The sequence below is a fragment of the Dehalococcoides mccartyi CG5 genome (genome assembly GCF_000830885.1).
GTDB classification, from domain to species: Bacteria; Chloroflexota; Dehalococcoidia; order Dehalococcoidales; family Dehalococcoidaceae; genus Dehalococcoides; species Dehalococcoides mccartyi_B.
In genome coordinates this window covers 726,743-742,893 of sequence record NZ_CP006951.1, presented here as the reverse complement: position 1 = coordinate 742,893, position 16,151 = coordinate 726,743, and the positions used below count along the sequence as shown (strand labels likewise).

The 16,151-nt window shown below is 47.0% G+C and carries 17 protein-coding genes; 2 read left to right on the top strand and 15 right to left on the bottom strand.

The genetic code is table 11. From position 1 onward, the window contains the following. Nucleotide 1 precedes the first annotated feature (1 nt). Both X794_RS03935 and X794_RS03930 read right to left on the bottom strand, forming a co-directional pair. Nucleotides 2–412: a PaaI family thioesterase gene (locus tag X794_RS03935; protein WP_011309379.1), complete on the bottom strand. Its 411-nt coding sequence runs from the start codon at nucleotides 410–412 to the stop codon at nucleotides 2–4. Further along, nucleotides 409–1,920 carry a cobyric acid synthase gene (locus tag X794_RS03930; RefSeq protein WP_041344548.1) on the bottom strand — a complete coding sequence of 504 codons (1,512 nt, stop codon included), beginning with the start codon at nucleotides 1,918–1,920 and terminating at the stop codon, nucleotides 409–411. Before X794_RS03930 ends, X794_RS03935 begins: the two co-directional genes overlap by 4 nt. 124 nt (nucleotides 1,921–2,044) lie before the next feature. Here X794_RS03930 and nth point away from each other — a divergent pair, with 124 nt between their 5' ends. Beyond that, entirely contained in the window at nucleotides 2,045–2,701 is a 657-nt protein-coding gene (nth, locus tag X794_RS03925) for an endonuclease III (protein WP_034376489.1), read from the top strand. On the opposite strand, the gene X794_RS03920 is transcribed toward nth, so the two are convergent. From X794_RS03920 to X794_RS03860, 13 genes are all read right to left on the bottom strand, one after another. After that, entirely contained in the window at nucleotides 2,681–3,475 is a 795-nt protein-coding gene (locus X794_RS03920; protein ID WP_011929117.1) for a TatD family hydrolase, read from the bottom strand. The genes nth and X794_RS03920 overlap by 21 nt on opposite strands. Before the next feature lie 10 nt (nucleotides 3,476–3,485). Further along, complete coding sequence (locus tag X794_RS03915) at nucleotides 3,486–4,943, bottom strand: NADH-quinone oxidoreductase subunit N (protein WP_034376492.1); 1,458 nt, start codon at nucleotides 4,941–4,943, stop codon at nucleotides 3,486–3,488. 6 nt (nucleotides 4,944–4,949) lie between these two features. Continuing rightward, nucleotides 4,950–6,443 carry a complex I subunit 4 family protein gene (locus tag X794_RS03910; RefSeq protein ID WP_034376494.1) on the bottom strand — a complete coding sequence of 498 codons (1,494 nt, stop codon included), beginning with the start codon at nucleotides 6,441–6,443 and terminating at the stop codon, nucleotides 4,950–4,952. 9 nt (nucleotides 6,444–6,452) lie between these two features. Continuing rightward, on the bottom strand, nucleotides 6,453–8,417 hold the full coding sequence (nuoL, locus tag X794_RS03905) for an NADH-quinone oxidoreductase subunit L (protein WP_011309373.1): 1,965 nt from the start codon (nucleotides 8,415–8,417) through the stop codon (nucleotides 6,453–6,455). A gap of 16 nt (nucleotides 8,418–8,433) precedes the next feature. Further along, the gene (nuoK, locus tag X794_RS03900) at nucleotides 8,434–8,739 is read right to left on the bottom strand and encodes an NADH-quinone oxidoreductase subunit NuoK (RefSeq protein WP_011309372.1); all 306 of its coding nucleotides are present in this window, start codon (nucleotides 8,737–8,739) and stop codon (nucleotides 8,434–8,436) included. A 1-nt stretch (nucleotide 8,740) separates the two neighbouring features. After that, nucleotides 8,741–9,223: an NADH-quinone oxidoreductase subunit J family protein gene (locus X794_RS03895; RefSeq protein ID WP_011309371.1), complete on the bottom strand. Its 483-nt coding sequence runs from the start codon at nucleotides 9,221–9,223 to the stop codon at nucleotides 8,741–8,743. 6 nt (nucleotides 9,224–9,229) lie between these two features. After that, the gene (locus X794_RS03890) at nucleotides 9,230–9,781 is read right to left on the bottom strand and encodes a NuoI/complex I 23 kDa subunit family protein (protein WP_011929113.1); all 552 of its coding nucleotides are present in this window, start codon (nucleotides 9,779–9,781) and stop codon (nucleotides 9,230–9,232) included. Continuing rightward, nucleotides 9,765–10,826 carry an NADH-quinone oxidoreductase subunit NuoH gene (nuoH, locus tag X794_RS03885; RefSeq protein ID WP_034376497.1) on the bottom strand — a complete coding sequence of 354 codons (1,062 nt, stop codon included), beginning with the start codon at nucleotides 10,824–10,826 and terminating at the stop codon, nucleotides 9,765–9,767. The genes X794_RS03890 and nuoH overlap by 17 nt, the downstream gene beginning before the upstream one ends. Then, complete coding sequence (locus X794_RS03880) at nucleotides 10,826–11,929, bottom strand: NADH-quinone oxidoreductase subunit D (protein WP_011929111.1); 1,104 nt, start codon at nucleotides 11,927–11,929, stop codon at nucleotides 10,826–10,828. Before X794_RS03880 ends, nuoH begins: the two co-directional genes overlap by 1 nt. After that, nucleotides 11,919–12,368 (bottom strand): NADH-quinone oxidoreductase subunit C, encoded by a 450-nt coding sequence (locus X794_RS03875; protein ID WP_034376499.1) that lies wholly within the window; start codon nucleotides 12,366–12,368, stop codon nucleotides 11,919–11,921. Before X794_RS03875 ends, X794_RS03880 begins: the two co-directional genes overlap by 11 nt. Nucleotides 12,369–12,372: 4 nt before the next feature. Beyond that, nucleotides 12,373–12,816 (bottom strand): NADH-quinone oxidoreductase subunit B, encoded by a 444-nt coding sequence (locus tag X794_RS03870; protein WP_372642979.1) that lies wholly within the window; start codon nucleotides 12,814–12,816, stop codon nucleotides 12,373–12,375. Between the two features lie 149 nt (nucleotides 12,817–12,965). Next, the gene (locus X794_RS03865; RefSeq protein WP_011309365.1) at nucleotides 12,966–13,337 is read right to left on the bottom strand and encodes an NADH-quinone oxidoreductase subunit A; all 372 of its coding nucleotides are present in this window, start codon (nucleotides 13,335–13,337) and stop codon (nucleotides 12,966–12,968) included. A gap of 282 nt (nucleotides 13,338–13,619) precedes the next feature. After that, nucleotides 13,620–14,702, bottom strand: coding sequence for a type IV pilus twitching motility protein PilT (locus X794_RS03860; RefSeq protein ID WP_011309364.1), 1,083 nt, complete (start codon nucleotides 14,700–14,702; stop codon nucleotides 13,620–13,622). A gap of 220 nt (nucleotides 14,703–14,922) precedes the next feature. Between X794_RS03860 and X794_RS03855 the strand changes: the two genes are divergently transcribed. Beyond that, nucleotides 14,923–16,149, top strand: coding sequence for a homocysteine biosynthesis protein (locus tag X794_RS03855; protein WP_011309363.1), 1,227 nt, complete (start codon nucleotides 14,923–14,925; stop codon nucleotides 16,147–16,149). Nucleotides 16,150–16,151: the final 2 nt, after the last annotated feature.

The window sequence follows — 16,151 nt, the reverse complement described above, 5'->3', positions numbered from 1 at the left end:
TTTAAAGAGGAACGCCGCTGGCGCTGACCTTGGCTATCAGTTTGCCCTTGCTATTGGTCACCTCTACCTCGGCAACTGCAAGGCGGCGGCCTGACTTTATTACTTTGGCTTCTGCTACCAGTTCATCATCATTATCCGGGGCAACCAGAAAGTGGATATTGAACTGGGCTGCAACTGTGGGTAGTTTCAGGCTGTTTACCGCATACCCGAAAGCTTCATCTGCCAAAGACATAGTGATGCCTCCGAAGATTATCCCGTAGGCATTTAAAAATTCCGGTTTAAGTTTGATACTCAGCTTGGAGTAACCGGGTTTCAGTTCCAGTATTTTTATGCCCAGAAAATTAAGGGCAGGCTCTGTCCGGCTTTTTTCAAGGAGCAGTTTGATATTTTCTTCGGCTTCAGCAGGGGTCATCGTATACCCTCGTTCAAAATAGCGTAAATCTTTTCCATATCTATACTTGCCCTGACTATGTCTGCCAGTTTATCATATTCTTTGTCACGGTCAAAATAGTCTGCCTGGCGCTCCGGAATGCCTTTGTGGCGCCGGATTGCATTTAAAAAGCCTCTGCGGAAAGCGGCATTTTCAAATATCCCGTGTATATATGTGCCCAGCACCGTGCCTTCTGCATTGGATGCCCCGTCCAGATAATCTGCCGGACCTTTTGGGGTTTTGGTAATATGGAATGCGGGTTGGGCAGAAAATAAACGGGTACGCCCCATGTGGATTTCGTAACCACTCACCGCACAACCAGCCAGACCTGAGAGTAAACCGCTATCAAACTTAACCTGTCCGCTTATCTGGGTGGTAGCCTTTTCCTTTTCAAAGGTAGTTTCAGTATCCAGCAGCCCCAGACCCTTCAATTCAGTAGTTTCAGATTCTGTTTTATGGGGGTCATATATCATTTTGCCCAAAATCTGGTAACCGCCGCAAACACCTAAAACATGTGTGCCCTTACGGGCTTTTTTAATAATAGTCTCAGCCAGACCGCTTTGCTCCAGGTATTCCATATCAGGTATGGTGGATTTCGTACCGGGGATTATTATCAAATCTGGGTTGCCGATTTCGGCAGTTTTAGATACAAATCTTACTGAAGCCCCGTCTGTAGCCAAAGCGTCAAAATCATCGTAATTGGATATGCGTGGCAAGCGGATAACGGCAATATCCAAGTCAGTTTCGCCCAGACTGCCTTTACATTCGTCCAGATAAACGGAATCTTCTTGGGCAATAGCCATATTCCGCAGATATGGGATAATTCCCAGTACCGGTATGGAAGTGCGGTCTTCCAGAACATCTATGGCCGGCTTCAATAAACTGGCATCCCCCCTGAATTTGTTTATCAGGTAGCCTTTTATATAATAGCGTTCATCTGGCTCTAAAAGGTCTATGGTACCTATAAGAGAAGCAAAAACCCCGCCTCTGTCAATATCTCCTGCCAGAAGCACGGGCGCACTTGCCTCTTTGGCAATGCGCATGTTTACAATTTCACGCTGTTTAAGGTTTATTTCAGCCGGACTGCCGGCACCCTCTATAACCACAATATCGTTTTTCTCACGCAGGCGGTTCAAGGCCGCCAGTGCGGTATCCAACAGGAGGGGGGCATATTCATAATACTCACGGGCGGAAATAGTGCGGTCTACTTTGCCGTTGACAATAATCTGGCTTCTGGAATCTGCCTCAGGCTTCATAAGAATCGGGTTCATATCCACACTGGGTTCAATGCCGCAGGCTTCCGCTTGAACTGCCTGTGCCCGCCCGATTTCACCGCCTTCTTTGGTAACGAAGGCATTTAGAGCCATGTTTTGGGATTTGTATGGGGCTACCTTGTAGCCGTCCTGCTTGAATATACGGCAAAGAGCCGTTACCAGTATGCTCTTACCTACGTTTGAGGAAGTGCCTTGAACCATTATCAATTTCGCCATGACGCCTATTATAACAGTTTTTTCTTAAGCCTAATAGAGAAAGAACAACTAATTATGATTATTTAATATCCTGACTTAAAAGTTTTTGAGGTATAATATTTGAAATGAAAATGGAGAGGCTGAAATGCTGGTTGAAAACCCTGAAAAACAGGCACTGGAAATAATAAAGCGTCTTTCAGTAGTCTATCATGATGCTAAAACGGCATTAAACTTTACTACTCCATTTGAGATGCTGGTAGCTACTATTTTATCTGCCCAGTCTACCGACAAGATGATAAATAAAATCACCCCGGCTCTGTTTGAAAAATATCCCGACCCAAAGGCTTTTGCAGAGGCATCTCTAGCAGAACTGGAACAAGATATAAAGTCTTCAGGATTCTTTCACAACAAGGCCGCAAATATTATAGGTGCTGCCAGAGGGGTTGTAAGCCGTTTTGGTGGGGTTGTACCCTCTGGCATGGCTGATATGCTTACCCTGCCGGGAGTCGGGCGTAAAACGGCAAATGTGGTGTTACATAATGCTTTCGGGCTGGTGGAGGGGATTGCGGTAGATACCCATGTTAAACGCCTAACTGAACGGCTGGGTCTTACCAGCAATACTGACCCGGTGAAAATAGAGCAGGATTTGATGGCTCTTCTCCCCCGTACATACTGGGGGGATTTTTCTTACTACCTGATTGACCACGGGAGGGCGGTTTGTGATGCCAAAAAACCGCATTGTCCGGAGTGTGTTCTCAAGGATATCTGCCCGTCTGCCTTTTTATTTATCCAGGCGGAATAAACGGCGGGCATTAGCAGTGGTGGCTGATGCTATTTCCTCAATCTGCAGGTTTTTTATCTCTGCCAGAGTTGAGGCTGTTTGCGGGACATAGGCAGGTTCGTTTCGTTCTCCACGGTAAGGCTGGGGAGGCAAAAACGGACAGTCTGTTTCCAGCACAATATGTTCAAGGGGTATAGCCGCAAAATCCGCCCTGTACTTTTTGGAAGATGGATAGCCTATGTACCCGCCCAGCCCTATGTAAAAACCCATATTTATGTATTTTAATGCGGTTTCTGCCGAGCCGCTGAAACAATGGATTACGCCTTTGCCTTCGCCAGCAGGGCTTTGGGCAGACCAGTCTGCAAGTATCTTTAGCACATCTTCTTCGGCCTGACGGCAATGGATTATCAGCGGGAGTCCGCTTTTATCAGCTAAATCCAGATGGTGATAAAAGGTTTCAAGCTGGGTATGGCGGGGAGAATAATCGCGGTAATAGTCCAGCCCGCATTCGCCTATGGCTACAACTTTATCAGTAATGCTGAGTATATCCAGACGTGCGAAATCCGCTTCGGTGACACCGGTGCATTCCTGAGGGTGGATACCAACCGCGGCATAAATGCCCGAATTGGCAGCGGCCAAATCTATGGCTTTTTGGCTGGAAGGTATGTCTATACCGGTGGTAATGATAGTCTTTACGCCGTTATCATATGCCCGTTTGAGCATTTCAGAACGGTCAGCATCAAATTCAGCCATGTCCAGATGAGCATGAGTGTCTACGTATTCCAAAATTTGCACGGCAAATTTCCTAATGAATTATTAGCTCGGTAGCCTTTTCTATAAGGTTTAGAAGAGTTTCAGGTATAATGCCGAATATTAACACAGCCAAGCCCGAAATACCAAGCGCCAGTTTAAGCGGCCATGAAGCCAGCACCCGCACTTCCTCGCGGGGTTGTCTTAGCCACATCACCCGTATTACGTTGAAGTAGAAAACGGCGGATATTACGGTATTTACAGCCGCCACAATCATAAGCCACAGCAAGTCTGCCTGAACCGCCGCACTGAATATATAATACTTGGCAAGGAAGCCTGCCAAAGGAGGAAAACCGGTAAGCGATAATAATGCCAGTGTAAGAGCAGAGGCATATACAGGGTTTGTTTTGGCTAACCCTTCGTAAGATGATATCTCGTCACTGCCGGTAGAGCGGCTGATGGCGATGATTGAAACAAAGGCGACCAGGTCTGATACCGCAAAGGCGACCAGATAAAATAGCAGGCTTATCCGTCCGTCTGCCAGTTCAGGTGAATTGCCGACTGCCGCCAAAGCTACCAGTATGTAACCGGCGTGGGCTATGCTGGAATAACCCAGCATTCTTTTAATATTCTTTTGGGGTATAGCCAGTACGTTACCCAGTGTCATACCGGCAGTTGCCAGTACGGCAACTATCAGCGCCCACTCTTGGCTTAGTGCCAGCGGGTCTGTGAAAACAGTGTAGAAAAGACGCAGGAATAGGGCAAATCCAGCCGCTTTGCTGGCTATGGAAAGGTACAAAGTGATAGGGGTGGGTGAACCCTGATAAACATCCGGTGCCCAGAACTGAAACGGGACGGCAGCCACTTTGAACCCCAGCCCGGTAATAGTCAGTATAATACCCAGTATAAATCCGGTATGGGCGGTTATGTCCATGCCGGACGGAAGTGTCTGTATATAGTTAAGAATACTGCCCAGATTGGTTTCTCCGCTGAAACCGTAAATAAGCACTAAACCGAATACCAGCATGGCGGAAGCTACCCCGCCTAAAAGCAGGTATTTGAGGGCAGATTCGGTAGAATGCTGGTCCTTAAGGAAACCTACCAGTACGTAAAAAGCTAGCCCGGCCAGTTCAAGCGAAAGGTACATGGTAATAAGATTGGTAGTGGAGGCCATCATTATCATGCCCAGCAGGGCAAGCAATACCAGTGCATAATACTCGCCTTGGAAACGCCTGAACTTGTTTACATAATCTATTGAAGCCATTATAACCAGCCCTGAAAGGCTGATAAAAAGAATACGGAAGAAATTGGCGTATCCGTCCAGTGCCCACATACCGCCGAAAGCCAGTTCCGGCGGGTTATCCCAGTTAAGCACTGTGGCAACAGCCGCTGCCCCTAAACCCAGCAAAGACAGGTAGGCCAGATGCCTCTTGCTTTTGGTCAAAAAGAGGTCGGTTATTATTACCAATAGGGCTGTTATCAGTATTATTATCTCAGGCATAAACAAATCCATTTGTCTCTATCCACCGAAGAGGGCCGCCAGAGGGGCCACTCCGGTTTGAATAACATCTACTATAATTTGAGGGTAAAGCCCAACCCCAAACATAACCAGCAGGAATACCACTGAGAAGACTATTTCGGTTTTGTCGGCATCTTTTACCATCTGGAATTTGTCCAGTCCGGGACCCAAAAAGACCCGTTGAACTGTCCAGAGAATATAGGCTGCCGCCAGTACCAATCCCAAAAGGCATATCATGGTAAATACCTGTCCACTGGGAACTACCGAGCTCTGGAATGAGCCTAAAAAGACGCTTACTTCAGCAATAAATCCGCTGGTAGCCGGCACAGCCATAGCTCCCAGACCGGCCAGTATAAATATAATAGCCGTTCGGGGCATCTGTTTAGCCAGCCCGCCCATCTTATTAATATCACGTTCATGGGTGTTATGCATAACCACACCGGTTATGGCAAAGAGCAGACCGGTAATTATGCCGTGGCTGAACATTTGCAGAACCGCCCCGTTCATGGATATTTCACCCAGAGTAAATATACCCAGCAATACAAAACCCATGTGGCTTACCGAACTGTATGCAATAAGCCTTTTAATATCTGTTTGTTTGAGTGTTATGGCAGCGCCATAGATTACATTTATAACCGCAATTGTCAGTATCAAGGGTGCCCAGTCACGGCAGACATCCGGAAACATAGCCACGTTTAATCTCAGCATGGCATAGCCGCCCATCTTAAGCAACGTACCGGCCAGAATAACGCTGGCAGCAGTGGGTGCATCTGTATGGGCATCCGGCAGCCACGTATGAAACGGAAAGGCCGGAAGCTTAATGGCAAAGCCGATAAAGAACATAAAGAAAGTTAGCACCATCAAGGCCGGACGCAGGAAATTGTTAAGGTCTAAAGACGCCAGAGATGCTATATCCAGACTGCCGGTGGCAAAGAATAATATCAGTATACCGGCCAGTATGAAAGCGCCGCCAAACAGGGTGTAAAGGACATATTTAAGAGCGGAATATTCTTTGCGGCCAGCACCCCAAATGGAAATCAGGAAGTACATGGGGATAAGCTCCAGCTCCCAGAAGATAAAGAAGAGCAGCAGATCCAGTGAAACAAATACGCCTGTGATGCTGGTTTGCAGAATAAGCAACCAAACGAAGTACTCTTTTACCCGCAGTTCTACCTTCCAGCTGATAAGAACCGCCAGAACACCCAGCAAAGTAGTCAAAATAAGGAATGGCAAACTTAATCCGTCAACACCAAGGTGGTAATTGGCGTTTAAAAGCGATATCCAGGGGAGATTTTCTTCAAACTGAACAACCCCGGCCATAGAACTGCTTCGGTCAAATCCGGCAAAGACCGCAATTGAAAGCACCAGCGGCACAAGAGTGAGCAGCAGCGAAGTAATTTTTATTGCCCGCCCGGACAAACGCGGCCACAGAGCCATTAGTATAGCTCCCGCTGCGGGCAAGAATGTTATTAGTGTTAAGTATGGTATGCTCATACTCCCCCCTTACCAGATAATAAGAGCCGCCATCACCAGTACAACCACCCCGGCGGCAAGATAAATTCCATATGACTGGAGCTGACCTGTCTGGGCTTTCCGACCCACTTTGCCACCCTCCAGAGTTATGCTGGCAACTCCGTTTACAGCCCCGTCCACTATGCGTTCATCGGCAGTTCGGAAACGGCTGAAAAGACGGCTGAATAGTACTTTTTGAATGAAGAACCCGTTTATTCCGCCGTCTACTACCTTGCGGTCAAAGAAGGCCATAAAAGCAAACACACCTTTCATAAGTATGTTTTTAGCTATAGCCCCTTCATACAGCTCATCCATCCAGTATTTTTTGGAAAAGACCATGTAAAGCCCTTTGAAGCGTTCTGTAAATATAGCGGGTGAAAGGCTTTTCTTTTTATACATCAGGAATGCCAGATATATGCCGCCGCCGGCGACTGCCAGTGAAACCAGTGCCAGCGGGTGCAGCAAAATGCCGAGTAAACCTTCAAAAAAGCCGGTATGGACTTCTTCACCAAGGAAGGAACTGAAACCGCCCCCTGCATTAAGCAAACCGCTGATTACCGAAGGCACAACCAGTATTAAAAGCGGCCATGACATAACACGAGGCGATTCATGGGGATTTCCCTTGCCGCGGTATGTACCCCCAAAAGCCACGAAGTAAAGACGGAACATATAAAAGGCCGTCAGAAATACAGTGATAAGTGCCAGAATAAACAGGATAAATTGACCATCCATAGCCCCTGCAAGTATCTCATCCTTGCTGAAAAAACCTGAAAGCGGCCAAATGCCTGCCAGACTGAGTGAAGCAATAAGGAAAGTCCTGCTGGTAACAGGCATGGGTTTGGAAAGCCCGCCCATTTCGCGGATATCAAATGTTCCGGTAGCGTGGTTTACACTTCCCGAACCCAAAAAAAGCAGACTCTTGAAAAAAGCATGGTTGAAAAGGTGGAATATACCGATGGCAATACCGCCTGTACCCAGACCCAGCATCATATAGCCCAGCTGGCTGACGGTGGAATAGGCCAGTATACGTTTCATATCATTCATAACAAGTGCCATGGTGGCGGCAAATATGGCAGTAACCGCCCCGATGATGGATACCCAAAGCATGGCGGTAGCCGAACTTTCAAATATGGGATAGGTTCGGGCAACCAGAAACACACCGGCGGCAACCATGGTGGCAGCATGGATAAGGGCGGAAACCGGGGTAGGACCTTCCATAGCGTCCGGCAGCCATACATGCAGTGGGAACTGGGCAGATTTGCCTACCGCACCTGCAAATATCCCCAGAGCAGCTATGGTAACCACGCCAGCCCCTATCAGCCCCATTTCAGCCATGCCGTTTAAGCTGTGTATATCCAGCGTGCCGGTATTGGCAAACAGGATTATTATGGCGGCTAAAAAGCCCACATCACCGATACGGGTTACGATAAAAGCTTTTTTAGCGGCATTGGCCGCGGCCGGGCGGGTAAACCAGAATCCGATAAGGAGATATGATGCCAAGCCTACCAGTTCCCAGAAGAAAAAGGTAAACAGTAAATTATCCGAGAGTACCAGCCCCAGCATGGAGGCGGTAAAGAAAGATAAAAAGGCATAATAACGGGGATATCCCTTGTCACCGTGCATATAGCCCTGTGAATATATATGCACCATCAGGCTAACAAAAAGGATTACAAAACACATTATAGCGGCCAGCGGGTCAAAGCTGAGGTTAAAGCTGATATCAATGGAATTTCCTACCGCAAACCAGCTGAAACCGGGTGCGTAGTAAGAAGCCCCTTCTTTACCCAGCAGACCTATCAGCCCCCATATTGAAAGCAAAAGGGAACCGCCTACACCGGCTATACCCAGATAACCGCTGATGGCTGGTTTTCTGCAGAAAAAGGCATACCCCAGAGCTATCAACGCCCCGCAGATAAGGGGGAGCAGCATTATGAGCCAGAGTCCGGTTTGGGTCATGGCTTATTCTTCCTCTTTACCACTTCATCAAATCTATCTTAGTTGCGTCAATAGTATCCCGGTTTTTGTAGATGGATATTATTATGGCCAGACCTATAGTTGCCTCGGCTGCGGCCACCGCAATAATAAACAGGGTGAATATTTGCCCGGTAAATAATTCGGGTGAAGCGAAACGGTTAAAGGCAACTGCCGCTATGGTAACCGCATTCAGCATTATTTCTATGCACATCAGTATTACTACAGCACTCTTCTTAACCAGTGCCCCGTAAAGCCCGATGCAGAACAATATTACCGCCAGTACCAAAAAGTGAGTCAGTCCCATATTATTTATCCCTCACCAGCACTATAGCCCCGATAATGGCGACTAGTAATATTACGCCCGTCAGCAGTACTCCCAGCCCAAACCCGTCTGCCCCGAAAAGCATATCCGCAAGCCCGGCAGTGGTGGTAGATGGGGGAGGGGCGTCGCTTGAAGTCCAGTTTGAACTGATAAGCATATAGGTCATTATCCCGCCTAGAGCGGTAACAACAAATAGAGCCGGTATCTTGAGTTTATTGGTAAGATTGCCGCGCTGAACCTCACGGGTAAGCATGATGGCCAGTATAATAAGCACTGATATAGCGCCGATATAGATAAGTATCTGCACTGCCGCCAGAAAGTCAGCTGAAAGAAGCAGGAACACACCTGCCACCGAAAGGAAACAGAGTATCAGCCAGAGGGATGAGTGGAAAATATTTTTCACTCCCACCACCAGCAAGGCGGAGACTATACAGGTTATGGCTATAATCCAGAACGCTATTTCCACCCAGGTTTACCTTTCAAAGTAGCCTTTCTTGTTTATAAGCAGGGTTTGCAGAGGCAGTTTCTCGGCGGCATCAGGGCGGTCGTATCCGCTAAGTACCCGTGTTTCCGAAGGGCCAAGTTCATCACCTGTCAGTATCAGCTCACGGCAACGGCATTCTGAGAAACTTTGACCTTCCGCCTTTTCAACATTTGTACAGCGGTAGGTTGTGGTTTCGTAGCCGCAGCCCATGTAAATAGCGTTTTTAGTGGGGCATGATTCAACACACAGCCCGCAAAAGATGCATAACCCAAAGTCTATAGACATATGGTCAACCTTAAGCTTGCGGTCCTCGCCTCTGGAAACCTCCATATTGATAGCCTTTACCGGGCAGGCACGGGCACAGGCCAGGCAGGCAATACAGGTCTCTTTCACCCAGATAACTTGATTGCCGCGTATCCTTTTTGACATGGCCAGTTTTTCTTCCGGATACTGGACAGTTATCCATGGGCGGAACAGGTGCTTAAAGGTCAGGCGCATTCCTTTCAGAATACCGCCGCCGGTATTACTTAATACTGACACGTCCGCCTCCCAGCTTGTAAAATCTACTGAACAGGAGGATAAGCCCGAACATTACAGCTATATTTATGCCTATAAGCACAGCCGTGTTTATATCCGGCGCAATCAGTATTTCAAATGCAGTAATAACCAGATTGGCAAGGGACAAAGGCAACAGGAATTTCCAGCCGAAAGCCATTACCTGGTCTATACGCAGACGAGGTAGGGTGGCACGCACCCAGATTATAAACATGAAAACCAGAAGAACTTTGGCGATAAACCAGAAAACCGGGTGCAGCAGCGGCCCCTGCCAGCCTCCCAGAAAAAGGGTGGTGGCGATGGCGGAAACTGCCAGAACCTCGGCGTATTCCATAAGGTAAAAAAGCCCGAATTTCATGCCGGAATATTCGGTGTGAAAACCGGCAATGATTTCAGACTCGGCTTCGAGTAAATCAAAAGGAGTGCGGTTTACTTCTGCCATGGCGGCAGACAGGTAAACAAAAAAGCCCAGCGGCTGCAGCAGTATAAAGGGAACATCCTGAGCTTTTACTATCTCATTCATAGAGAGCGAGCCGGTTAACATAACAACACCGAGTATGGAAAGCACCAGCGGTATTTCATAGCTGACTTCCTGAGCTATGGTACGCATGGCACCCAGCAGGGAATACTTGTTGTTGCTGCTCCAACCGGCCATAAATATACCTATCACGGTTACCGAACTTACTGCCAGTATATAAAGTATGCCTATATTCAGGTCAACCAGCATAACTCCATCAGCAAAGGGTATGGCAGCAAACATTAGCATTACCGGTACGAAAGCCACTAAAGGGGCTAACCAGAAGACCCCTTTATCTGCCTCTGAGGGGATAATGTCTTCTTTGATAAGCACCTTGATCGCATCAGCTATAGGCTGTAGCAGACCGAAAGGGCCGGCTCTGTTCGGGCCGGGGCGAAGCTGAAAACGGCCGATAAGGCGGCGTTCCAGCCAGATAAATATAAGCACACTCACAATTACAAAACCAAAGAGTATGACCAAGTAAACCAAAAGATGGATCCAGAAGTCAGACATTATCTGTCCACCTCACCCATCACTATATCTATACTGCCGAAAATAGCCATAAGGTCAGCCACTTTCCAGCCTACTACCATATCTTTTAAAGCCGACAAATTTAAAAGACAGGGTGGGCGTACCCGCCAGCGGTAGGGTTTGTCTGTGCCGTCTGATACCAGGTAGAAGCCCAGTTCACCTTTAGGGCCTTCTATACGGCTGTACACCTCACCCGCCGGTGGTTTAAGAAGTTTGGGGGCTTTACCCATTATTTCACCTTCGGGCAGGTCTTTTACTGCCTGACGAAGTATCCGCACACTCTGGCGCATTTCTAAAATACGTATCATGTAACGGTCATAGGTATCACCGTTTTTGGCGATGGGTATATCAAACTCAAAACGGTTATAAATGGAATAAGGGTCATTCCGGCGGATATCCCAGTTTATGCCGCTTGCCCGAAGTACCGGGCCGGCCGCACTGGAATTTATAGCCAAATCACGCTTAAGTACGCCAACGCCTTTGGTGCGGATAAGCACAATTTCATTGGTGGAAATAAGCTGTTCGTATTCGTCAATAAAACCGGGCAAAGTATCCAGTAGTATTTTTAGGGCGGGCAGAAATTCTTCCGGCAAATCCTGAACAAATCCGCCAAAGCGGTAGTAGTTGTAATTTAAACGCTGACCGCTGCACATATCAAACAGTTCCACAATCTTTTCACGTTCGCGGAACATATACAGCAAAGGGGTTTGAAGGGCGCCCAAGTCATTTAAGAAAAAACCCAAACCGGCCAGATGGCTGGCTATCCGCTGGAGTTCGTCCAGTATCACCCTTATATATTCAGCCCGTTCAGGCACTGTTATGCCGGCTAGTTTTTCCACTGCCATAACATAAGCATGGTTATTGGTCATGGAGCCCAGATAATCCAGACGGTCTGTAAAAGGTATATCCTGCAGATAGGTGCGCCCCTCTGCCAGCTTTTCAATACCCCGATGCAGATAACCGAAAACCGGCTCAAGGTCAGTAATAACCTCACCATCCAGAACAATACGCAGGCGGAACACACCGTGGGTGCTTGGATGCTGGGGGCCTATATTCAGAATAAAGTTTTCAGTTTTAATGGCCATTTACAAAATCCTTGCGCAGAGGATAACCTTCAAAACCTTCCCACAGGAAAATGCGTTTCAGGCCTATATGGTTTTCAAAAAACACCCCAAAAAGGTCATATATTTCACGTTCCTGCAGCTCTGCTCCGCGCCAGATATCTACTACCGAAGCTATTTTGGGGTTTTTCTTGTCAGTCAGGCGGGTTTTTACAGTAGCAGAGGTATTATGCGTAATTGAGTTCAAATGAAAAATAATTTCTATATATTCAGGATAATCTGCAGCAGTCAGGTTTGTCAGATAATCCATTTGAATAGACGGTAAGGAAGTTAGGCGTTCACATACCTTGTGCATATCTTCGGGTGAAACCAGCAGGAAGCTGCCATCTGCCTGAATTTTAATTCCGGGCAGTTCTTTGGATAAGGCAGCCTTAAGTTGTGGGTAATCAAGTACAGCGGTCATAAAGTTATCTCTTTAGGATACGGGTTTTATCTATTTTTTCGTGTATATCCATAATAGCCCTCATAAGTGCTTCCGGGCGGGGAGGGCAACCGGGCACATATACATCAACCGGGACTACCAGATTAAAACCGGGTACTACCGAATATGAATCCCTAAATAAACCGCCGCTGGTTCCGCAAGCCCCCATGGCCAATACCCATTTTGGTTCAGGCATCTGATCATAAATCCTTTTCAGCCAGGGAGCCATTTTCCATGTAAGAGTGCCCGCAACTATCATCAGGTCTGCCTGACGGGGAGAAGCACGGAATATATCCATGCCAAAACGGGCTAAATCCCAGCGGGAGGCTGCCATGCACATCATCTCAATAGCACAACAAGCTAAACCGAACATCACCGGCCAAAGGGAATAATGGCGTGACCAGTTAAGTACCTTTTCCACACTGGTGATAAATACACCCGGAGGCGGCTCTTCGCCATTTAGCCAGTCTGCAGGGTCAGGATAGGGGGATGTATGTCCGGTACGAAAGCTTTGAATTACCCCGCCTTCCTGCTGGTCAATCTCGTCCAGAGTAAGCAGGCTTAGCGGTTTTTCGAAGTTTAGTTCCATTCCAAAGCTCCCTTCTTCCACGCATACAGATAGCCCGCCAAAACTATTAACAGAAAGGCAAATACTATCCCGAAGGCATAAAACCCGAGCGAACCGATTTGTGTTGCCCAAGGAAAGAGGAAAACCAGCAACACATCAAAAGCAATAAGCAGAAGTGCGTAGTAATAGTAGCGGAAATTGAACTGAACCCAAGTGCGTCCATGAGTTTCTACGCCACATTCGTAGGCGGAGTTTTTAACCGGATTAGGTTTACTGGGTACAATGCCCAGTTTTTTGAGGAGGACAGGCAGTCCTAGTACTACTGCCGTAAAAAGTATCGCAGCTACAAGGAATAGTGCAATATAGCTATAATCTACCAGCATAATTCCCCCCTGAAATACTTTTTACTACTATAGCATTAGTCCCCTTTCCGAGTAAAGTTTAAGTATAATGTAAGGGTATTATAAAATGGTAAGAATACTTAGTTATTAAGTATAAATAGATAAATAATAATAATAAAGTCTAATACTAAAGTATTAAAACTTCAGTTGGTTGATGAAAACGTGTATGCATAAGCGGTGTATGGGTGAGGTAATACCCCATGTACAACCTCACCCATATTGAAATTACTTGTGTAGACTATGCGGATAATGCGCTAGGAATTTTTAAAATGGATTCTGCTTGGTCTGCTGGTACTGGAGCAGTTTTTGTAACCGTTCAGGGTAACTGCTTTTTAGTAAGGCTTCTTCCATCGAAACCATGTTTTGACGTACCAAATTTGCCAAAGATTGGTCTAGTGTCTGCATCCCGTCTTTGACACTTAGCTGCATTACGTTATGCAATTCATGAGCTTTTTTATCCCGTATCAGGTTGCGTACGGCTGTATTGGCCACCATTATTTCAAACGCTGCTACCCGCCCTTTGCCTCCAAGTTTGGGCAGCAGCGTTTGTACCAGTACTGCTTCAATAACCAAGGATAACTGCATGCGTATTTGTTGCTGCTGGTCAGGCGGGAATATATCTATCAGACGGTCTATAGTCTGGGGGGCGTCTGTAGTATGCAGTGTGCCCACTACCAGATGGCCTGTTTCGGCTGCGCTTATAGCCGTAGAAATAGTCTCCAGGTCACGCATTTCACCCACCAGTATTACATCAGGGTCATGCCGCAAGGCGTGTTTCAGAGCAGTGGAAAAAGATTTGGTATCGTCACCCAAATCTCTCTGGGCAATGATACAGCGGTTATTGGTATATAGGTATTCAATGGGGTCTTCTATGGTAATGATATTACGTGCATCTGTGCGGTTCAGGTGATCTACCATAGCAGCCATGGTGGTGGATTTACCGCTGCCGGTAGGTCCGGTTATGAGAATAAGCCCGCGCGGCTTCAGAATAAGCTCTTTGCAGATTTGGGGTACGCCCAGTTCATCTATACTTCGTATCTGAAAGGGCACCTGGCGGAAAGCAATGCTTATTGAGCCGCGTTGTCTCATTACATTTACCCTGAAACGGGCTACTCCGGGTACGCTGTAGGCGAAATCCAATTCTTTTTCAGCATAAAATACTTCGCGCTGTTCAGGCGTGGTTATCTCTTCCAGTATCTGTTCAATGGCCTTGTTGTACATAACCGGCCAGTCAGTCTGAGGTTGAAGTGCGCCATCTATTCTGAGTACAGGAGGGTTCGGCACCCGAAGATGCAAGTCCGAGGCTTTTTTGTCTACCGCTATTTTTAGTAATTCGTCTGCGCGCATTTGTCTTCCTTTTGAAACAGGTATGATATCATAATCATAGTATAAGTTAGTTTTAGTAAGGTAAATCCCCCGAAAGTACTACTTTGGTTTATTATATTATAACTATATTACCACTGGAGTGGATATATTTGTTTGAAGACTAGTATTGTAAGTGATATAGTTATCTAAATTTTAGCTTGAAGACATACCTGTTTCAGGCTGTGGTCAAGGCAGGGCTGAGATGCAAAAAACACTGGAGGAAATAAACCAGAGAATCAAAGAAGGCAAGGCTGTTGTCCTTACGGCTGAAGAAATTGTGGGCTATGCCAAAGAAAAAGGACTGAAAACAGCTTTCAAAGAAGTGGACGTTGTCACCACCGGTACTTTCGGCCCTATGTGTTCCTCTGGCGCTTACTTTAATATAGGCCATACTACTCCCCGCATGAAACTGGGCGGCGGCAGAGCCTATCTGAATGATGTGCCTGCTTATGCTGCTTTTGCTGCTGCAGATTTATATATAGGTGCCAATGCCCTTCCGGATGATGATCCCCGTAACCGCATTCACCCCGGCGAATTTAACTATGGCGGAGGGCATGTTATAGAGGAATTGGTAGCCGGCAAAGATGTGCGTCTTGAAGCCAGTGCCTACGGGACTGATTGTTATCCCAGACGGCGGCTTTCCAGCTACATAAATATAAAAGACCTTAACGAGGCTGTACTGTTTAATATGCGTAATGCATATCAAAACTATAATGTAGCCATTAATCTTTCAGATAAAACCATATACACCTACATGGGTGTTCTGAAACCTAATATGGGCAATATAAACTACTGCACTGCCGGTATGCTGTCGCCGCTTCTCAATGACCCGTATTACCGTACTATAGGTATTGGCAGCCGCATATTTTTAGGCGGCGGTGTGGGATACGTGGCTTGGCAGGGTACTCAGCATAACCCCGGTGTTGCCAGAACAGATGGCGGCGTGCCCAAAGGCGGGTCAGGTACACTGGCAGTTATAGGTGATTTAAAGCAAATGGATGCCCGCTATCTGGTAGGAACCAGCATGCTGGGGTACGGCGTTACATTATCAGTAGGCATCGGTGTGCCCATCCCTATACTTTCTGAAGAAATACTCCAGTCTACTCTGGTTACGGATAATGATATTGTGGGTACGGTTATAGACTATTCATCTGCCTATCCCAATCTGCGCCCCGGTGCGGTGGCTGAAGTTACCTATGCGCAGCTACGCAGCGGCAAAGTACATATAAACGGCAAAGAAATCCCTACTGCTTCTCTGTGCAGTTACTCCCGTGCCCGGGAAATTGCCGGTAAACTGAAAAGCTGGATTGAAAAGGGTACATTTGAAATTACCAGCCCGGTTGCTCCGTTACCGGGAATAGATTCGGGGCTTTCAGTCCGTCCCTTTAATGAACGCCCCATTGGTGACAGTAATCAGCATCTCTTGTAGGT

What these genes read in the sequence shown, in the direction of transcription:
- X794_RS03935 (WP_011309379.1), bottom strand. Translation starts at nt 412, where the DNA reads ATGACCCCTGCTGAAGCCGAAGAAAATATCAAACTGCTCCTTGAAAAA.
- X794_RS03930 (WP_041344548.1), bottom strand. Translation starts at nt 1,920, where the DNA reads ATGGCGAAATTGATAATGGTTCAAGGCACTTCCTCAAACGTAGGTAAG.
- nth (WP_034376489.1), top strand. Translation starts at nt 2,045, where the DNA reads ATGCTGGTTGAAAACCCTGAAAAACAGGCACTGGAAATAATAAAGCGT.
- X794_RS03915 (WP_034376492.1), bottom strand. Translation starts at nt 4,943, where the DNA reads ATGGATTTGTTTATGCCTGAGATAATAATACTGATAACAGCCCTATTG.
- X794_RS03910 (WP_034376494.1), bottom strand. Translation starts at nt 6,443, where the DNA reads ATGAGCATACCATACTTAACACTAATAACATTCTTGCCCGCAGCGGGA.
- nuoL (WP_011309373.1), bottom strand. Translation starts at nt 8,417, where the DNA reads ATGACCCAAACCGGACTCTGGCTCATAATGCTGCTCCCCCTTATCTGC.
- nuoK (WP_011309372.1), bottom strand. Translation starts at nt 8,739, where the DNA reads ATGGGACTGACTCACTTTTTGGTACTGGCGGTAATATTGTTCTGCATC.
- nuoH (WP_034376497.1), bottom strand. Translation starts at nt 10,826, where the DNA reads ATGTCTGACTTCTGGATCCATCTTTTGGTTTACTTGGTCATACTCTTT.
- X794_RS03880 (WP_011929111.1), bottom strand. Translation starts at nt 11,929, where the DNA reads ATGGCCATTAAAACTGAAAACTTTATTCTGAATATAGGCCCCCAGCAT.
- X794_RS03875 (WP_034376499.1), bottom strand. Translation starts at nt 12,368, where the DNA reads ATGACCGCTGTACTTGATTACCCACAACTTAAGGCTGCCTTATCCAAA.
- X794_RS03865 (WP_011309365.1), bottom strand. Translation starts at nt 13,337, where the DNA reads ATGCTGGTAGATTATAGCTATATTGCACTATTCCTTGTAGCTGCGATA.
- X794_RS03860 (WP_011309364.1), bottom strand. Translation starts at nt 14,702, where the DNA reads ATGCGCGCAGACGAATTACTAAAAATAGCGGTAGACAAAAAAGCCTCG.
- X794_RS03855 (WP_011309363.1), top strand. Translation starts at nt 14,923, where the DNA reads ATGCAAAAAACACTGGAGGAAATAAACCAGAGAATCAAAGAAGGCAAG.